This is a genomic window from Pseudomonas sp. P7759 (assembly GCF_013386445.1).
Taxonomy (GTDB): Bacteria; Pseudomonadota; Gammaproteobacteria; order Pseudomonadales; family Pseudomonadaceae; genus Aquipseudomonas; species Aquipseudomonas azotoformans_A.
On sequence record NZ_JACART010000003.1, the window covers coordinates 648,440 to 665,557 of the forward strand.

Below are 17,118 nucleotides of genomic sequence, written 5' to 3' on the forward strand. Positions count from 1 at the left end.
CTCAGTGGTGACGTGGCTTGAGGATCGCCGGTTTTTCGTCAGGTGCGTTGCACAGCAGGTACAGCGCGGTCAGGGCTTCCGGGATCTGAACGATCATGTCGTCCATCAGGTTGGCGTCGGCGGCGATGTCGGCGAATTCAGGCTGGTCGTCGAACAGACCGGAACCGACCATGATTGGCAGCAGCATTTCGCTGACTTCTTCCTCGGCGGTTTCGAACCAGGCGGCTTCGCGCAGGAAAACGCCTTCCATGAAACCGATGCACCAGCCGCGCAGGTCGGAGTCATCCGGTTCTTCGCCCAGGTCCAGTTCGCACGGCAGCTCGAATTCCTCGTCGGAAGCCAGTTGGCGACCGATGTGGGCCTTGAGGGCCAGCAGGGTGGATTCGATTTCTTCGCGTTGGGCCGCGTCGGTGTAGTGCGGCTCTTCGGCGAACAGTGCATCGATCCATTCACGGTCGGGGACGACGTCGGAGCAGATCGACAGGGCGGTCAGGTAGCCGTGGGCGGCCACGTAGTCCAGCGCCTCGTCATGCAGCTCATCGGCGTCGAGGAAGGCTTGCAGGCGGGTTAGTTGCTCAGCGAAGGACATTGAAGGACTACCTTGGGAATAAACGATGCTGAATTCTAGGCTTTCTTGAGCGCACAGGCCAGCCGCACTGCATATTTGCCAGGTTTTAGATAGCGCCCGCTATTCGTCAGCGGCGCCCTTTGGCGGGTAACGCTCGGGTATACTGCCGCGTTTTGTGATGCCCTTGCAGGCCAAGCCCAGTGCGCGAAAACTTCGCTTACGGATTATTTCCCGTGAAGGCGGTTTTTTTCGGCCAGCCTGTACAGAGGGATTTCGGCACTATTTTGGAGTTTTACATGCTCGAGCAGGCACAACGCGTCCTCAAGGACATCTTCGGCTACGACAGTTTTCGTGGCCGCCAGGGTGCGATCATTGAGCGCGTGGCCAGTGGCGGTGACGCACTGGTCCTGATGCCTACCGGCGGCGGCAAGTCTTTGTGCTTTCAGGTGCCTGCGCTGTTGCGCAATGGCCTGGCCGTGGTGGTGTCGCCGCTGATCGCCCTGATGGACGACCAGGTGGCTACCCTTGAAGAACTCGGTGTCGCCGCCGCGTCGTTGAACTCCACCCTCAGTGCCGAGCAGCAGCGCGACCTGGCGGCGCGAATCAAGCGTGGTGAAGTGAAGATGCTGTACCTGGCCCCCGAGCGTCTGGTGCAGCCGCGCATGCTGGCTTTTTTGCAAAGCCTGGAAATCGCCCTGTTCGCCATCGACGAAGCCCACTGTGTCTCCCAATGGGGTCATGACTTCCGTCGCGAGTATTTGCAGCTCGGCCAATTGGCAGAGCTGTTTCCCGATGTGCCGCGCATTGCCCTGACCGCCACGGCCGACAAGCGCACCCGCGAAGAAATCGTCGAGCGCCTGCACCTGCAGAACGCCGAGCGCTTCCTGTCGAGCTTTGACCGTCCGAACATTTTCTATCGCATCGTGCCCAAGGAGCAGCCGCGCAAACAGTTGCTGGCGTTCCTCTCCGAGCGGCGCAGCGATGCGGGCATCGTCTATTGCCTGTCGCGCAAGAAGGTCGATGAGGTGGCCGCGTTTCTCTGTGAACAAGGCTACCCGGCGCTGCCGTATCACGCCGGCCTGCCCAACGAAACACGGTCAGCTCACCAGAAGCGCTTCCTCAACGAGGAAGGCCTGATCATGGTGGCCACTATCGCGTTCGGCATGGGCATCGACAAATCCAACGTGCGCTTCGTTGCGCACATGGACCTGCCCAAATCCCTCGAGGCCTACTACCAGGAAACCGGGCGCGCCGGCCGTGACGGTTTGCCGGCGGATGCGTGGATGGTCTACGGCCTGCAAGACGTGGTGATGCTCAAGCAGATGCTGCAGAACTCCGAGGGCGACGAGCGCCACAAGCGCCTGGAACAGCACAAACTCGACGCGATGCTCTCGCTGTGTGAAGAGACCCGCTGCCGTCGCCAGACTTTGCTGGCGTATTTTGACGAAGACATGCCCGAGCCGTGCGGCCACTGCGACAACTGCGTCGACGGCGTGCAGACCTGGGACGCCACTGAACCGGCGCGCCAGGGTTTGTCCGCCATCTATCGCACAGGCCAGCGTTATGGCGTCGGTCACTTGGTGGATGTGTTGCTGGGCAAGGACAACGAGAAGGTGCGCAGCTTCGGCCACGAAAAACTCTCGGTCTATGGTGTCGGCAAGGCCCGCGCCGAAGGCGAGTGGCGCTCGCTGTTCCGGCAGATGGTGGCGCGCGGCCTGGTGGACATCGACATCGAAGGCTATGGCGGCCTGCGCCTGAATGACAGCTGTCGGCCGTTGCTCAAGGGCGAAGTCAGCCTGGAGCTGCGCCGCGACCTCAAGCCGCAGACCACTGCCAAGAGCAGCACCAGCCAGGCCAGCCAGCTTGTGCGGGGCGAAGAACGCGAGCAGTGGGAAGCCTTGCGCACCCTGCGCCGCAAACTGGCGCAGGAACACAGCGTGCCGCCGTACGTTATTTTTCCCGACTCCACCCTGCTGGAAATGCTGCGCGAGCAACCCACCAGCATGGCCGAGATGGCGCGGGTCAGCGGTGTGGGCGCGCGCAAGCTGGAGCGTTACGGCCAGGCCTTCCTCGAAGTACTCGGCGGCCAGGCCGAAGCGCCGAAAGAAGTCGCCGATATCCGCCACGAACTGATCAGCCTGGCACGTGCTGGCATGACTCCGATCCAGATCGCCGGCCAGTTGCAATGCTCTGAAAAGAACGTCTACACCTTGCTCGCTGAATCCATCAGCAAGCAGCAGTTGTCGCTGGAGCAAGCCCTTGATTTACCCGAGGATCTGCTCGGCGAAATCCAGGATGCTTTCCTGGACGGAGAGGGCGAATTGCCACCTGTGGCGGAGATTGCCCCGCTGTTCACCGGACGCGTTCCTGAAGGTGTTTTGTACTGCGTGCGGGCGGCTTTGCAGTCTGAATTCGAAATTTAGTGCGCCAATTACGACAATGTAACGAATCAGTACATAGCAACTCTTGCCTACGGGCAAAGCTCATGCTTAGCTGACTAATAATTAGCCACACTTTATTTTCAGTCTAAAACATGAGTTTTTTATGCCGTTAACCGATCAACACCGATTTGGCATGCAATTGGCGCAAATGTCCCGTGGTTGGCGCGCCGAGCTGGATCGCCGTCTGGCTGGGCTTGGCCTGTCACAGGCGCGCTGGCTGGTGCTGCTGCACTTGGCCCGTTTTGAAGAGGCCCCCACCCAGCGTGAGTTGGCGCAGAGTGTGGGTGTAGAAGGGCCGACATTGGCCCGCCTGCTGGACAGCCTGGAAGGCCAGGGCCTGGTGCAACGCCAGGCCGTGGTGGAAGACCGTCGTGCCAAGCGCATTTTGCTATGTGACACCGCCCGCCCGTTGATCGAACAGATCGAAACCATTGCCACCGCCCTGCGCCATGAGCTGTTTGTAGGCGTGGACGAAGCCGACTTGAGCGTGTGCATGCGTGTGCATGCGCACATCCTGTCGAATCTGGAAAAGTCCTGAAGCAAACACCGGGCGGGCTTTCTGTGGCAAGCCCGCTCACCACAAAAGGGTTCTGTACAGGTCGTCAGAACGTCTGCCCCAGGTTCAGATACACCGCCTTCTGATTATCATCATTGAACCCATAGCTGAAATTCAGCGGCCCCAACGGTGTATCGAACCCCAGGAAAATACTCGCCGCGTTGATATACCCACTGTCGAACTCATTGTCGTTGTTCCACGCGCGGCCGCGTTCCAGTGACGCGCCCAGGTACAGCGGGAAATCCAGCGGCAGGTACGAACGCGGTGTGAGCCTGCGGTAGTACACCGCGCGCATCAGGCTGATGTTCTGCCCCGAGATAGCATCCTGGCGGAAGCCCGACAGCTGCCGCGCACCACCCAGCAGGAAGCTGGAAATCACCACGTCCGAATCATCCAGGGTGCGCCCGTAACGCCCGCCCAGCACCAGGGTGTCCGGGCCGTGGCTCATGGCCTTGTCGAGCTTGAACTCCCACTGGCGGTAGCGTTGGTCCGAGCCCAGCCCAGGTTCGAATTCGCGGTAGGCCAGGCCGATGTCTTCGCCGGTATGGGGGAAGTACACGTTGTCCAGGGAGTCGAAGGAGTACTTCAGTTCATAGAAGCCTTCGCTGAAACTCACGCTGGGCAGGTCCCGGTCGCCAATGCGCACATCTGCCTTGCCCCAGGCTTCGCCGACGCCGAAGCGGATTTCGCCGCTGTTGCCGATCTGCCGTCCGACGTTCAAGCCGAAACCGTAGCGCTCCAGTCGATACTCGGAGATGGGGTCGTTGTCCAGGATCAGCTCGACGTTCTGGGCCTGGGCGCTGATATACGGCGCGACAAAGTAACGCGACCCCGTGTCCATTGGCTGGTAGAACTCACTGTACAGCTCTTGTCGATCCCCAATCTGTACCCGCGTCAGCCATTCGGCGCCGAGGCGGTTGATGCCGTTCATGCGGTAGCTGGCGCCGAGGTTGAACGCGCTGTCGCCGCGCATGTCATCCGACAGGTTAAGGCCCAGGCGCAGGTAGTCGGTGCCGCTGCGTTTGCCGCGCGCGCTGATCACCAGGGTGTTGTCATGGCCCTTTTTCACCACGCGGTATTGCACCTGCTCGAAGTAATCCAGGCCGTACAAGGTGCCCATGTCGGTTTGCAGGCGCCCTAGGTTGAGCGGTTCGCCCAAGGGTTGGCGGATGTAGTAGCGGATCACGTCGTCGCTGACTTTCGAGTCGTTCTCCACGTTGATGGCAGTGATCACCGGCGTGCGTTCGCCGGGTGTACGGGCGGCCACCAGTTGTGGGTCGATCGGCTCGGCGGGGCGCAGGTGGGCCAGGCGCGCGTCGAGGGCGCGGGTGGCGCGATAGCCGGCATCGATCATGTCCTTGGCGCGGCCGAAGTCGGTCACGCCGTAGGCGGCGAGGGGTGGCTGGATCAGCACGTCCTTGGGGTGCAGGTCCTTGAGTTGTTCTTCGGAGTTGCGTCGGGTCATCAGGGTGATCGACTGGTTGAGCACGTCCACCACCGTCGCCAGTTGCTTGCGCGAGCGCAGTGGCGTGCCGATGTCCACGACAATGGCGATATCCACGCCCATGTCCCGCGCCACATCGAGCGGGATGTTATCGGTCATGCCGCCGTCCACCAGCAGCCGGCCGTCCAGTTCCACGGGTGCGAACACCGCCGGGATCGACATGCTGGCGCGGATCACCTGGGGCAGGTGGCCCTTGCGGAATACCACTTTCTCGCCGGTGGTGATATCGGTCGCCACCGCGCGGAAGGGGATCGGCAGCTTGTCGAAGTTACGCGTGTTGCTGCTATGGGCGAACATGCTTTCCAGCAGCAGCGCCAGGTTCTGGCCTTGGATCACGCCCAGTGGCAGGCCCAGGCTGCCGTCATCGCGAAAGCTGAGTTTCTGCTTGACCAGGAAATCCCGGTCATCCTGCTTGCGCCGGAACGGCACGTCTTCCCGCGGCGGTGCGTCAGACAGTGCCTGTTGCCAGTCGATGCTCAGCGCCAGTTTTTCCAACTCGTCGATCTTGTAGCCCGACGCGTACAGCCCGCCGATCACCGCGCCCATGCTGGTGCCGGCAATCGCATCGATCTGGATGCCTTGCTCTTCCAGCGCCTTGAGCACACCGATATGTGCCAGCCCACGGGCGGCGCCGCCGGACAGCACAAGGCCGATCTTCGGGCGTGGCGGTTCAATGGCGTCGGCGATAAGGGGGAGCAGGCACAGAAACAGGCAGGACAGCAGGCGGCGCATCATGAATCTCGAGGCTGGGCGATAAAGGCCGGTATTATAGCCACTCGATCCGCCGAGCCCGTTATGCCTGGAGCTTCTCAAATTATGTCTTCGATCAAACCCGAGATCGTCATCACCTATTGCACCCAGTGCCAGTGGCTACTGCGCGCCGCGTGGTTGGCGCAGGAACTGCTGAGTACGTTTGCTGATGATTTGGGCAAGGTGTCGCTGGAACCGGCCACGGGCGGCGCGTTTCGCATCACTTGCGACGGTGTGCAGATTTGGGAGCGCAAGGCGGACGGCGGTTTTCCCGAGGCCAAGGTGCTCAAGCAGCGCGTACGTGACCAGATCGACCCGCAGCGTGACCTGGGGCATAACGAGCGTAAGCCGTGAGGGTCACCGCCACTGAATGGCGGTGACCGAAGAGGTCACTTCGCGGCCATCTTCTGTTTGATGAAACCGACGATAAACGTCAGTACCAGGCCGCCCACACCACCGCCGGCGATATTGCTGCCCAGTGCCGCTACGTTCAGCGCGTCGCCGCCCGTGGTGCCGAAGATTGCCGCAAGAATCTGGCCCAGTACCAGGCCGCCCACGCCGCCGACCAATGAATTGAGACCGGTGCTCATGTTGGGCTTGATGGCCCCGGCCAGGTTGCCGCCGATGGCCCCGCTGATGATCTGCACCAATAAACTGATGAACATTTCCATGGTAAAAGCTCCCGCATCGCGTTGAGTTGTGACCACTCGCGTGCAGCAACTTCAGAACACACCCAGGCTGTCGTCGAGCTGTCGGTTATCCGTTGAACGACTGCAGACTGTTGCGGATGTTTAAAGTATAGATCAGGCCGTGGCTGCGGGCTGCTTGGCCTGGCTGGCACCGCCCATCAACCCTGACAGCACGATCGCGACGATGATCAACACACCGCCCAAGAGCATGCGCAGCGTCGGGGTTTCGGCAAACAGCAGCCAGGCCGCGGTGATGCCGTAGACCGGCTCCATGGCGAACACCACCGAAGCGGTACGCGCCTTGATCACCGCGAGGCTGGCAACAAACAGGCTATGGGCCAGGCCGGTGCAGAACACCCCGAGCAAACCGATCCACAACCAGTCGATTGCGCGCACCTCTGTCAGGCCGGGCGCCGCCACGGGCAACAAGCACACGGCGACCACCACGTTCTGGCACAGCGCTGCCTGCACCGCCGGGATACGTCCGGAACTGGCGCGGTTATTCAGTGACAGCAGGGAAAACAGCAACCCCGAGGCGATGCCCCAGAGCAGCCCGCCGGTGGCTTCGCTGGCGAGGTTGAAGTCCGGGGTAACCAACACCAGGCCGACGCTGACCAGCACGACCAGGACCACTTCGTTGGCGCGGATGCGCTCGCGGAAAATCAGCCCCTCGAGGATCACGGTAAAAGCTGGAAATGCGGTGAAGCCCAAGGTCGCAACCGCTACGCCGGCGACTTTCACGGCAATAAAGAAGGTCACCCAGTGCGCCGCCAACAATACGCCGCTGACCAGCAGTCGGCGCCAGTCGCGCAGTTCCAGGGTTTTCCAGGCGGTGCTGCTGGCGAACCGTGCGAATACCGCCAGGGCTACCACGGCAAACACGGCGCGACCAAAAACGATGATGGCCGGGGAGGCGGCCGCCAGTTTGCCGAATACGCCGGTGAGGCCAAACATCAATGCGCCGATATGCAGGGCGCCGAGGGCTGAGCGGGGAGTCATTGCGATCCTTGAGTCTTGGTGTGACAGAACCGCAGTCTAGTGGGTGGCCCGCATCGGTGTCTGTCGTCCGGCTCGCGATGTTTATCGCGAGACTCTTCCTACGGCTTACGCCTTAAAGCACCCGGCGAGGCGCCAAATTCCCGCAGCATTGCAGCGGCGAAGGCACTTTGCGAGGCGTAACCGACGCGATCGGCGATTTCACCGATAGGCAGCGGTGTTTTGCGCAACAGGTCCAGCGCCATGTGCAGGCGACGGCTACGGATGTAGTCCATGGGGGTTTGCCCGCATTCGGCCATGAACCGTGCGTGCAGGCGCGCCACTGACAAGTCAGCGATACGCGCCAGGTCAGCCACCTGCAACGGATGCGCAAGGTGCCGCTCGATATGTTGATTGAAGGCTGCGTACGGCAGGCGTCGGCCCGGCTGCGGTGGGGCCAGCGGATGATTGAGGCTGGCCAGCAACAGCACCGCGCCTTGCTGCACGATCAATGGGTCCTGCACCGGGCTGTGTGCCAGCCATTGCACCAGTTGGCTTTGCCGCGAGTCCAGGGTCAGCCGCGCGGGCTGGTCGAGCAGGCGGCGACTGGCATCGGCATGCTCGCCCAGCGATTGCAGCACCCAGTGCTCCGTCGGCACATCCAGCACCAGGCAACGACTGCCATCGCGACTGCCGCACGCATGGTGGGCCGAGAAGGGCAGCACCATCACGCTGCTTTCGCGCACCTGGCTGCCACGGCCGTCCACTTCCAGGTCCAGGTGTCCGGACAGGCCGAACACCAACTGCGCATGGTCATGGCTGTGGGCGAGGGGCGCTTCGACGTAGTGGCGTAGGGTGAGGGTGGGTCCCATTGCGGTCTCCTGGGCGGCAAGCTGGCAGTCTACAACGCTTTGCGGGCCGTGAGCGCTGTCATCAGACTGACGCACAGTTGTCATGGGCTATTAATCGCCAGGGCGCAAGCTCGCGAAAACACCGTCGAGGGATGCCCATGACCAGTGCCGAGTTCGCCAAGCCCAGCCGCAAGCAACGGGTTCGTACCCTGTGGATTTCCGATGTGCACCTGGGCACCCGGGATTGCCAGGCCGAACATTTGTCGCAGTTCCTCAAGGGCTATCACGCTGACAAGGTCTACCTGGTCGGTGACATCATCGACGGCTGGAAACTGCGAGGCGGCATGTATTGGCCCCAGGCCCACACCAACGTGATCCGTCGCCTGTTGACCATGGCCAAGCGTGGCACCGAGGTGATCTACGTCACCGGCAACCACGACGAATTCCTGCGTCGCTATTCCAAGCTGATCCTGGGCAATATCCAGCTGGTCGACGAAGCAATCCACGTGACTGCCGACGGCCGGCATCTGCTGGTGATCCACGGCGATCAGTTCGACGTGATCACCCGCTACCACCGCTGGCTGGCGTTCCTCGGTGACTCGGCCTACGAGTTCACCCTCACGCTGAACCGCTGGCTGAACCACTGGCGCGCGCGCTACGGTTATGGCTATTGGTCGCTGTCGGCGTACCTCAAGCACAAGGTCAAGACGGCGGTGAACTTCATCAGTGATTTTGAAGAAGCCATCGCCCATGAGGTGACCAAGCGCGAGTTGCATGGCGTGGTCTGCGGGCATATCCACCATGCGGAGATTCGCAAGGTGGGCGAGGTGGATTACCTCAACTGCGGGGATTGGGTGGAGTCGTGCACGGCGTTGATCGAACACTGGGATGGGAGCATCGAGTTGTATCGGTTGGCGGATGCGCAGGCCAAAGAGGCGCAGCTCAAGGCAGAGATGGTAGCGGGCTAGAGCCTGACTCGGTCGAAATGTGGGAGCGGGCTTGCTCGCGAATGCGGTAGGTCAGTCACCTGATGTGTCGGATGACACACCGCTTTCGCGAGCAAGCCCGCTCCCACAGTTTTGGTTCGGTTTCTTCAGTTGGAGACATCGGCAATGGCTTGAGCCAGCAACGTCAGGCGTGTCGCATCAATGCCCGCCACGTTGGCCCGCCCCGAACTCACCATATACACGCTGTGCTTTTCGCGCAGTTGCTTCACCTGCTCGGCACTCAAGCCGGTATAGGAAAACATCCCGCGCTGCGCCCCGATGTGCGCAAACCGCTGCGACAGACCGTGGGGCGCCAACGCCTCCACCAAGCCCGAACGCAGGTGTGCGATCCGTGAGCGCATGGCTTCGACCTCGTCGCTCCAGCGTTTTTTCAGCTCGGTATCCCCCAGGATGGTCGCCACTACCGCAGCACCATGGTCCGGCGGCGTCGACCACAGGTTGCGCGCCGTGTTGGCCAACTGGCTGCGCACATCCGTGAGCTTTTCGGCATCCGCCGCACACACGATCAACGCGCCGACGCGGTCGCTGTACAGGCCGAAGTTCTTCGAGCAGGAACTGGTGATCAGCACTTCCGGCAGCTCGGCTGCAAACAACCGCACGGCCCAGGCGTCCTGCTCCAAACCATCGCCAAAGCCTTGGTAAGCGAAGTCGATCAGCGGCAGCAACTGGCGCTCGCGCACGATCTGCAGCACCTGGCGCCAGTCGTCCTGGGACAGGTCGAAACCGGTCGGGTTATGGCAGCAGGCGTGCAGCAGCACCACGTCGCCCTTGGGCACGCTGGACAGGGTGGCGAGCATCGCTGCCACATCCAGGCGGTTGTCAGCACCCACGTAAGGGTAATGACTCACCGGGATCCCGGCCTTGGCAAAAATCGTTTCGTGGATCGGCCAGGTCGGGTTGCTCAGCCAGACGCTACGACCGGGCAGGTTGTGCGCAATGAAGTCAGCACTCAGGCGCAAGGCGCCGGTGCCGCCCGGGGTCTGGGTGGCGCCGGCACGGCGTTCGCGGATCAGCGCGGAGTCCGCGCCGAGCACCAGCTCGCTGATCAGCTTGCCGAACGCCGCATTGCCGTGGCCGCCGATGTAGGTCTTGGTGGTTTGCGTGTCCACCAGGCGCTGCTCGGCCAGCTTCACCGAGTGCGGAATCGGGGTCAGGCCCTGGTCATCTTTATAGACGCCCACGCCCAGGTCGAATTTATTCGGGTTGCTGTCCTGGGCGTACAGGTCCATCAGCCCGAGGATCGGGTCGCCGGGCACGCGGCCAATGGCATCGAAATGCATTACTTGCGGCCCTCGGCGTCCTTGGCCACTTCGTCGGTGCGCGCGGCCATGATGAAGTCGTTGCGGTGCAGGCCCTTGATGGAGTGGCTCCACCAGGTCACGGTGACCTTGCCCCACTCGGTGAGCAGGCCTGGGTGATGGCCTTCGGCTTCAGAGATGTCACCCATGGCGTTGGTGAAGGCCAGGGCGAATTTGAAGTTCTTGAACAGGAAAACCTTTTCCAGTTGCATCACGCCGTCGCGGACTTCGATGTTCCAGTCGGGGATCTGCTTGAGCAGTACCGGCAGTTCTTCGTCGCTGACTTGCGGGGCATCGGCACGGCAGGCTTCGCAGTGGGCTTGGTTCAAGGTGGTCATGAGGGTGTCCTGAATTCGAAGGTATGAAGATCAGTAGCGTCACCCTAAAGCAACGCGCGGCCAGGGAACAGACTCACCTGGCCACAAGATGTAAGGTTCAAGCCGCCTTGGGCTTGGGTGGAAACTTCGGTGCGTGCAGACCCAGCTGCATGCCACGTTCCACCATGCCCATGATGTCCTCCTGCGCGACTTCGAACAGGCGCTTGAGGTCTGGCAGCACGAAGTACAAAGGTTGCAGGATGTCGATGCGATACGGCGTGCGCATCGCCTCCAATGGGTCGAACACCTGATGCTCGGGCTCGGACGACAGGCTGTACACCGTCTCCTTGGGCGACGACAGAATGCCGCCACCGTAGATGCGTCGACCTTCGGGCGTGTCCACCAGGCCGAATTCGATGGTCATCCAGTACAGGCGCGCCAGGTACACGCGTTGCTCCTTGGTGGCTGCCAGGCCGAGCTTGCCGTAGGTGTGGGTGAATTCGGCGAACCAAGGGTTGGTCAGCAACGGGCAGTGGCCGAAGATCTCGTGAAAAATATCCGGTTCTTGCAGATAGTCGAGTTCTTCGCGGGTGCGGATAAACGTCGCCACAGGAAACTGCTTGTTGGCGAGTAATTCGAAAAAAGTCTGGAAGGGGATCAGCGCCGGCACGCGGGCGACCTGCCAGCCGGTGGTCTCGGCCAGCACTGTGTTGATTTCGCCCAGTTGCGGAATGCGGTCATGGGGCAGGCCGAGCTTGTCGATGCCGTCCAGGTATTCCTGGCAGGCGCGTCCCTCGATCACTTTCAATTGGCGAGTGATCAGGGTGTTCCACACCGCATGTTCTTCCGGCGTGTAGTGGATAAAACCTTGCGCATCGGGCTCGCGGGCCACGTACTGCGTCTGCTTCATACGGCTCTCCTGCTAGGCATTCGTTCTTGTTATGTCCTGCGATGCGCTTATTGATAACCCGTGCGCGGCCAGATTCCATCTGTTTAAAACGCTTTTACGTAGGAAAACTTACCAGTTTCCGTAAAGTATTCGTTACGCTTGTGAGGCTGTCCGCTGGCTTGGGCTGGGAAAAGCCCGCAAGCTGTCACATAATCTTGACGACTATCTGCGCCCAGCGACAAAAAGACGCGGCGCCTCCCCACTTTTCGGGCCTCTTCATGCGTATCAAAGTGCATTGCCAGAACCGCATCGGCATCCTGCGGGACATTCTCAACCTGCTGGTGGAATACGGTGTCAACGTCGCCAAGGGCGAGGTGGGCGGTGAGCATGGCAATGCCATCTACCTGTTTTGCCCGAACCTGGTGAACATGCAGTTCCAGGCGTTGCGCCCGCAGTTCGAGGCGATTGCCGGAGTATTCGGCGTCAAAAGGGTAGGGCTGATGCCCAGCGAGCGTCGGCATATGGAGCTCAATGCGTTGCTTGGCGCCCTGGAATTTCCGGTGCTGTCGATCGACATGGGCGGCTCGATCGTCGCCGCCAACCGCGCGGCGGCACAGCTGCTCGGGGTACGGGTGGATGAGGTGCCAGGCATTCCGTTGTCGCGGTATGCCGAGGACTTCGACTTGCCGGAACTGGTGCGCGCCAGCAAATCGCGGATCAACGGCCTGCGGGTCAAGGTCAAGGGTGACGTGTTCCTGGCGGACATTGCGCCGCTGCAATCCTCCGAACATGACGATAGCGAGGCCATGGCCGGCGCCGTGCTGACCCTGCATCGGGCCGACCGTGTCGGTGAGCGCATCTACAACGTGCGCAAGCAGGAACTGCGTGGCTTTGACAGCATTTTCCAAAGTTCCAAGGTCATGGCCGCCGTGGTGCGCGAAGCCCGGCGCATGGCGCCGCTGGACGCGCCTCTATTAATAGAAGGCGAAACCGGTACGGGCAAGGAGCTGTTGGCACGCGCCTGCCACCTGGCCAGCCCGCGTGGGCAATCGCCGTTGATGGCGCTTAACTGCGCGGGCCTGCCCGAGTCGATGGCCGAGACCGAGCTGTTCGGCTACGGCCCTGGCGCGTTCGAAGGTGCGCGTGCAGAGGGCAAATTGGGGCTGCTGGAGCTGACGGCGGGCGGTACGTTGTTTCTCGATGGAGTTGGGGAGATGAGCGCGCGATTGCAGGTGAAATTGCTGCGCTTTTTGCAGGACGGTTGCTTCCGTCGCGTAGGCAGCGATGAAGAGGTTTACCTGGACGTGCGGGTGATCTGCGCCACCCAGGTGGACTTGTCCGAGCTGTGCGCCCGTGGCGAATTCCGCCAGGACCTCTATCACCGTCTCAACGTGCTGTCCCTGCATATTCCACCGCTGCGTGAATGTCTCGACGGGCTTGCGCCGCTGGTTGAGCACTTTCTCGATCAGGCCAGTCGCCAGATCGGCTGCCCGTTGCCCAAGCTGGCGCCGGCCGCGATGGACCGCCTGAGCCACTACCACTGGCCGGGCAACGTGCGGCAGTTGGAAAACGTGCTGTTCCAGGCGGTGTCGTTGTGTGACGGCGGGACGGTCAAGGCCGAACATATTCGTCTGCCCGATTATGGCGTGCGTCAGCCGCTTGGCGATTTTTCCCTGGAGGGCGGCTTGGAAGAGATCGTCGGTCGATTCGAGAAGGCGGTGTTGGAAGCCTTGTACGCCGAGCACCCCAGCAGCCGACAACTGGGCAAGCGCCTGGGGGTGTCTCACACGACGATCGCTAATAAGTTACGTGAGTACGAAGTTATAAAGTCAGGCGGTACTCATTGAATATAAGGTGAATGTTGTGATTGTCTGAAAGGTAAGGAGAGCAGTTTGTTAAAGTAACAACCTGCTCCCGTTAAGGTTGGGGCATTAGTATCTTTTTATGATGGACGATTTGCCGAGTAGGCTGATTTGTTGGGTGATATTTCGTTGTCAGGATTAAAGTCATGATCTTGAACACGGAAACCTATAGGGTTTTCGCGAAAGTCGAAACGACCGAACCAGGGTTCTTTAGATCCATTCAAGCTTGGATGCGCATGTTCACGATCCAGTTCCACTGGCCAATCATCCTGGTCAACGTCCCTGGAGTGGTCGGTTTGAGGGGCTGGGTCGGCGTAACGGCTCAGCGGCCTAGGGGCCGAATCAACGCGGCTGTACTCCTCCCGCTGCTGGCGAAACGGCGTGTTGTAAGGGCTTGGCCCTTGATAGCGATCTTGAGTGGGTGCGCGACCCTGCTTCGAGCTGGCCGTTGCGTCTCCTTGACTGCTTTGCTCGTAGGCCGAGCGCCGGTTGTTATGATTTGTTTGCATATCAAAAAATTGATAAAGCGATCGGGAGCTATGGATCGAAAACATAGGTAAGTCTCCTGCAGTGTTTGATGGCGTGGCTCACTGTCTGTGAGTGTTTGGAATCTATACGCTGGATGCCGAATTACCAATGCGGTTGTTTCAAGTAAATGTGAGTAAATCAACCTGGATGTTTCAGTGCAGGGTTGAGTTTTACGGTGGTTTAATACGCAAGGTGAACACTCAGGTAGTTGGCGGCGCAGTGGTCTCCCCTTACCGGCGTTAAATCTGCTGAACTTGAAATGTGTTGGTGCAGATGAATATTTGGCGCCGATGAACTCGCGTGCCTTGCGGTATGCCTTGATCAAGGGAAGCAGGTACTGGGGCGGCAAGCCCTGAGCTTGCCGTAAGCGGCATAAGTCCGCCGTTTTTCCGACTCCGCCTAACGGCACGCTTCTCTATATCTGGCCGAAAACCCCCGCCCCGACTGGGTTTTACCTGGTTTTCAAAAGTTGGTTCGCAAATTGCTTAAGCCTCATCAGTACAGCGGTGGGCGGCAAGCGTCCGTCAGAAAGAGGAAAGAGCGTGGACAAGTACCTTTATGTGGCAATGACCGGCGCCAGCCAGAATGCTCTGGCGCAGAAGGCCCATGCCAACAACCTGGCGAACATTTCCACCAATGGTTTCCAGCGTGACCTTGAGCAGGCGCGTTCGATGCCGGTGTTCGGTGACAGCTTTCCGGCGCGGGCGTTTGCCTTGACTGAGCGTCCGGGCACCGACTTTTCTCCTGGCGCGATGATCGAGACCGGCCGTGACCTGGACGTTGCCGTCAGCGGCAATGGCTGGATGGCCGTGCAGACCCCGGACGGCAGCGAAGCCTACGTGCGCAGCGCGAGCATGAACGTCGATGCATTGGGCGTGCTGCGTGCCGGCAACGGTATGCCGATCATGGGCAACGGTGGTCCGATTGCCGTGCCGCCCCAGCAGAAAATCGAAGTGGGGGCTGATGGCACCATCAGCATCCGCGCCATGGGTGAAGGCCCACGCGTGATGGCGGAAGTGGACCGCATCAAGCTGGTCCAGCCGGACCTGAAGAACATGAATAAAGGCCTGGACGGCACCATCCACACCAAGGATGGCCAGCCGGCCCAGGCTGACGCGACGGTCACGCTGACCTCGGGCTTCCTGCAGGCGAGCAACGTCAATGCGGTGGAAGAAATGACCGCAGTGCTGGCGCTTTCCAAGCAGTTCGAGCTGCACATCAAGATGATGAACAGCGCCAAGGAAGACGACCAGGCCATGACCCGCGTCATGCAGATGAGCTGATTGCAGCCCACTAATTAATTTGTGATGTGGCGCCAACAAACAGGCGCGCAGAGGAGAACAGCATGCTTCCGGCTCTATGGGTTGCCAAAACCGGTTTGTCCGCCCAGGACACCAACCTGACCACCATTTCCAACAACTTGGCCAACGTGTCGACCACGGGTTTCAAACGTGACCGTGCCGAGTTCCAGGACTTGCTCTATCAGATCAAGAAGCAGCCAGGCGCCCAGTCGACCCAGGACAGCGAACTGCCGTCGGGCCTGCAATTGGGTACCGGTGTGCAGATCGTCGGCACCCAGAAGAACTTCAGCGCCGGTAACCTGCAACAGACCGGCCAGCCGCTGGACATGGCCATCAACGGCCGTGGTTTCTTCCAGATCCTGCAACCGGATGGCACTACTTCCTACACCCGTGACGGTACGTTCCACCTGGACTCCAACGGCCAGATCGTCACCGCCAACGGTTTTGCCCTGGAGCCGGCCGTGGTCGTTCCCGCCGACGCCAAGACCTTCACCGTCGGCAACGACGGCACCGTGTCCATCACCGTGGCCGGCAACCCCGCGTCGCAAGTGATCGGCAACCTGCAGACCGCCGACTTCATCAACCCGGCCGGTCTGCAAGCCATGGGCAACAACCTGTTCCTGGAAACCGCCTCCAGCGGCGCGCCGCAAATCGGCACCCCTGGCCTGAACGGTTTCGGCACCACGCTGCAAAGCACCCTGGAAACTTCCAACGTGAGCACGGTTGAGGAGATGGTCAACATGATCACCACCCAGCGCGCCTACGAGATGAACTCCAAGGTGATCTCCACCGCCGACCAGATGCTTTCGTTCGTAACGCAGAATCTGTAATCAAGTCTATGGGGCGCTCTTGAGGGCGCCTGCAACACCGTGAGGTAAGGGTCATGAATCGCTATGTTTCTGTTCTGGCATTGAGTGGGATTGCCGTGCTCGCGGGCTGTGTCGCCCCGACGCCAAAACCCAATGACCCGTACTACGCGCCGGTGTTGCCACGCACGCCGTTGCCGGCGGCTGCCAATAATGGCTCGATCTACCAGGCCGGTTTCGAACAGAACCTGTACAGCGACCGTAAGGCGTTCCGGGTCGGTGACATCATCACCATCACCCTGAACGAGAAGACCCAGGCCAGCAAGAATGCCAACTCGCAGATCGGCAAGACCAGCAAGGCCAGCATCGGCTTGACCTCGCTGTTCGGCGGCGTACCCAACACCAACAACCCGCTGGGCAGCGGTGACTTGAGCCTGGACGCCGGCTACAGCGGCGACCGCGCCACCAACGGCAAGAGCGCGGCAGGGCAGGGCAACAGCCTGACCGGTTCGATCACGGTGACCGTGGCCGATGTATTGCCCAACGGCATCATCGCCGTGCGCGGTGAAAAGTGGATGACCCTCAACACCGGCGACGAGCTGGTGCGCATTGCCGGCATGGTCCGCGCTGATGACATCTCCACCGACAACACCGTGCCGTCGACGCGAATCGCCGACGCACGCATTACCTACTCGGGTACGGGTTCGTTTGCTGACGCGAGCCAGCCGGGCTGGTTCGACCGTTTCTTCCTTAGCCCGCTGTTCCCTTTCTAGGTG

At 60.8% G+C, this 17,118-nt stretch carries 17 protein-coding genes; 8 read left to right on the plus strand and 9 right to left on the minus strand.

The features are described 5' to 3' along the window. Position 1: 1 nt before the first annotated feature. Positions 2-589 (minus strand): YecA family protein, encoded by a 588-nt coding sequence (locus HX823_RS03805; RefSeq protein ID WP_016976541.1) that lies wholly within the window; start codon positions 587-589, stop codon positions 2-4. A 275-nt stretch (positions 590-864) separates the two neighbouring features. On the opposite strand from HX823_RS03805, the gene recQ reads away from it, so the two are divergent. Beyond that, positions 865-2,991, plus strand: coding sequence for a DNA helicase RecQ (recQ, locus tag HX823_RS03810; protein ID WP_177074154.1), 2,127 nt, complete (start codon positions 865-867; stop codon positions 2,989-2,991). Positions 2,992-3,112: 121 nt separating this feature from the next. After that, positions 3,113-3,547 carry a MarR family transcriptional regulator gene (locus HX823_RS03815; protein ID WP_010208708.1) on the plus strand — a complete coding sequence of 145 codons (435 nt, stop codon included), beginning with the start codon at positions 3,113-3,115 and terminating at the stop codon, positions 3,545-3,547. A 64-nt stretch (positions 3,548-3,611) separates the two neighbouring features. Here HX823_RS03815 and HX823_RS03820 read toward each other — a convergent pair whose 3' ends face one another. Then, on the minus strand, positions 3,612-5,801 hold the full coding sequence (locus HX823_RS03820; protein ID WP_177074185.1) for a patatin-like phospholipase family protein: 2,190 nt from the start codon (positions 5,799-5,801) through the stop codon (positions 3,612-3,614). An 84-nt stretch (positions 5,802-5,885) separates the two neighbouring features. On the opposite strand from HX823_RS03820, the gene HX823_RS03825 reads away from it, so the two are divergent. Then, entirely contained in the window at positions 5,886-6,173 is a 288-nt protein-coding gene (locus HX823_RS03825; RefSeq protein WP_177074155.1) for a SelT/SelW/SelH family protein, read from the plus strand. Between the two features lie 35 nt (positions 6,174-6,208). On the opposite strand, the gene HX823_RS03830 is transcribed toward HX823_RS03825, so the two are convergent. The 3 genes from HX823_RS03830 to HX823_RS03840 all read right to left on the minus strand — a co-directional run bounded on the left by HX823_RS03830 (position 6,209) and on the right by HX823_RS03840 (position 8,355). Next, a complete protein-coding gene (locus HX823_RS03830; RefSeq protein WP_177074156.1) occupies positions 6,209-6,490 on the minus strand; it encodes a hypothetical protein in 282 nt (93 codons plus the stop codon). A gap of 132 nt (positions 6,491-6,622) precedes the next feature. After that, complete coding sequence (locus tag HX823_RS03835) at positions 6,623-7,507, minus strand: DMT family transporter (protein WP_038849164.1); 885 nt, start codon at positions 7,505-7,507, stop codon at positions 6,623-6,625. Positions 7,508-7,605: 98 nt separating this feature from the next. Next, positions 7,606-8,355, minus strand: coding sequence for an AraC family transcriptional regulator (locus HX823_RS03840; RefSeq protein WP_177074157.1), 750 nt, complete (start codon positions 8,353-8,355; stop codon positions 7,606-7,608). A gap of 137 nt (positions 8,356-8,492) precedes the next feature. On the opposite strand from HX823_RS03840, the gene HX823_RS03845 reads away from it, so the two are divergent. Then, on the plus strand, positions 8,493-9,302 hold the full coding sequence (locus tag HX823_RS03845; protein ID WP_033900731.1) for a UDP-2,3-diacylglucosamine diphosphatase: 810 nt from the start codon (positions 8,493-8,495) through the stop codon (positions 9,300-9,302). A 125-nt stretch (positions 9,303-9,427) separates the two neighbouring features. Here HX823_RS03845 and HX823_RS03850 read toward each other — a convergent pair whose 3' ends face one another. From HX823_RS03850 to phhA, 3 genes are all read right to left on the minus strand, one after another. Next, positions 9,428-10,621 carry an amino acid aminotransferase gene (locus tag HX823_RS03850; protein WP_177074158.1) on the minus strand — a complete coding sequence of 398 codons (1,194 nt, stop codon included), beginning with the start codon at positions 10,619-10,621 and terminating at the stop codon, positions 9,428-9,430. Next, positions 10,621-10,977: a 4a-hydroxytetrahydrobiopterin dehydratase gene (locus HX823_RS03855; RefSeq protein WP_016976549.1), complete on the minus strand. Its 357-nt coding sequence runs from the start codon at positions 10,975-10,977 to the stop codon at positions 10,621-10,623. The genes HX823_RS03850 and HX823_RS03855 overlap by 1 nt, the downstream gene beginning before the upstream one ends. Positions 10,978-11,074: 97 nt before the next feature. After that, complete coding sequence (phhA, locus tag HX823_RS03860) at positions 11,075-11,866, minus strand: phenylalanine 4-monooxygenase (protein ID WP_177074159.1); 792 nt, start codon at positions 11,864-11,866, stop codon at positions 11,075-11,077. Positions 11,867-12,123: 257 nt separating this feature from the next. On the opposite strand from phhA, the gene HX823_RS03865 reads away from it, so the two are divergent. Next, positions 12,124-13,692 carry a sigma-54-dependent phenylalanine hydroxylase transcriptional regulator PhhR gene (locus HX823_RS03865; protein WP_038847722.1) on the plus strand — a complete coding sequence of 523 codons (1,569 nt, stop codon included), beginning with the start codon at positions 12,124-12,126 and terminating at the stop codon, positions 13,690-13,692. Positions 13,693-13,787: 95 nt separating this feature from the next. Here the strand turns inward: HX823_RS03865 and HX823_RS03870 are convergent, their stop codons facing one another. After that, positions 13,788-14,261: a hypothetical protein gene (locus tag HX823_RS03870; protein WP_152514731.1), complete on the minus strand. Its 474-nt coding sequence runs from the start codon at positions 14,259-14,261 to the stop codon at positions 13,788-13,790. Positions 14,262-14,777: 516 nt separating this feature from the next. Here HX823_RS03870 and HX823_RS03875 point away from each other — a divergent pair. The 3 genes from HX823_RS03875 to flgH all read left to right on the plus strand — a co-directional run bounded on the left by HX823_RS03875 (position 14,778) and on the right by flgH (position 17,115). Then, positions 14,778-15,518, plus strand: a complete 741-nt coding sequence (locus HX823_RS03875; RefSeq protein WP_015885209.1) for a flagellar basal body rod protein FlgF — start codon at positions 14,778-14,780, stop codon at positions 15,516-15,518. A gap of 62 nt (positions 15,519-15,580) precedes the next feature. Then, positions 15,581-16,366 (plus strand): flagellar basal-body rod protein FlgG, encoded by a 786-nt coding sequence (gene flgG / locus HX823_RS03880; RefSeq protein ID WP_005790105.1) that lies wholly within the window; start codon positions 15,581-15,583, stop codon positions 16,364-16,366. Between the two features lie 53 nt (positions 16,367-16,419). Then, a complete protein-coding gene (gene flgH / locus HX823_RS03885; protein WP_038847728.1) occupies positions 16,420-17,115 on the plus strand; it encodes a flagellar basal body L-ring protein FlgH in 696 nt (231 codons plus the stop codon). The last annotated feature ends 3 nt before the right edge of the window (positions 17,116-17,118 follow it).

Bases quoted from the DNA above. Each gene is read 5' to 3' on its own strand.
- HX823_RS03805 (WP_016976541.1), bottom strand. From the start codon at position 589: ATGTCCTTCGCTGAGCAACTAACCCGCCTGCAAGCCTTCCTCGACGCC.
- recQ (WP_177074154.1), top strand. From the start codon at position 865: ATGCTCGAGCAGGCACAACGCGTCCTCAAGGACATCTTCGGCTACGAC.
- HX823_RS03815 (WP_010208708.1), top strand. From the start codon at position 3,113: ATGCCGTTAACCGATCAACACCGATTTGGCATGCAATTGGCGCAAATG.
- HX823_RS03820 (WP_177074185.1), bottom strand. From the start codon at position 5,801: ATGCGCCGCCTGCTGTCCTGCCTGTTTCTGTGCCTGCTCCCCCTTATC.
- HX823_RS03825 (WP_177074155.1), top strand. From the start codon at position 5,886: ATGTCTTCGATCAAACCCGAGATCGTCATCACCTATTGCACCCAGTGC.
- HX823_RS03830 (WP_177074156.1), bottom strand. From the start codon at position 6,490: ATGGAAATGTTCATCAGTTTATTGGTGCAGATCATCAGCGGGGCCATC.
- HX823_RS03835 (WP_038849164.1), bottom strand. From the start codon at position 7,507: ATGACTCCCCGCTCAGCCCTCGGCGCCCTGCATATCGGCGCATTGATG.
- HX823_RS03840 (WP_177074157.1), bottom strand. From the start codon at position 8,355: ATGGGACCCACCCTCACCCTACGCCACTACGTCGAAGCGCCCCTCGCC.
- HX823_RS03845 (WP_033900731.1), top strand. From the start codon at position 8,493: ATGACCAGTGCCGAGTTCGCCAAGCCCAGCCGCAAGCAACGGGTTCGT.
- HX823_RS03850 (WP_177074158.1), bottom strand. From the start codon at position 10,621: ATGCATTTCGATGCCATTGGCCGCGTGCCCGGCGACCCGATCCTCGGG.
- HX823_RS03855 (WP_016976549.1), bottom strand. From the start codon at position 10,977: ATGACCACCTTGAACCAAGCCCACTGCGAAGCCTGCCGTGCCGATGCC.
- phhA (WP_177074159.1), bottom strand. From the start codon at position 11,866: ATGAAGCAGACGCAGTACGTGGCCCGCGAGCCCGATGCGCAAGGTTTT.
- HX823_RS03865 (WP_038847722.1), top strand. From the start codon at position 12,124: ATGCGTATCAAAGTGCATTGCCAGAACCGCATCGGCATCCTGCGGGAC.
- HX823_RS03870 (WP_152514731.1), bottom strand. From the start codon at position 14,261: ATGTTTTCGATCCATAGCTCCCGATCGCTTTATCAATTTTTTGATATG.
- flgG (WP_005790105.1), top strand. From the start codon at position 15,581: ATGCTTCCGGCTCTATGGGTTGCCAAAACCGGTTTGTCCGCCCAGGAC.
- flgH (WP_038847728.1), top strand. From the start codon at position 16,420: ATGAATCGCTATGTTTCTGTTCTGGCATTGAGTGGGATTGCCGTGCTC.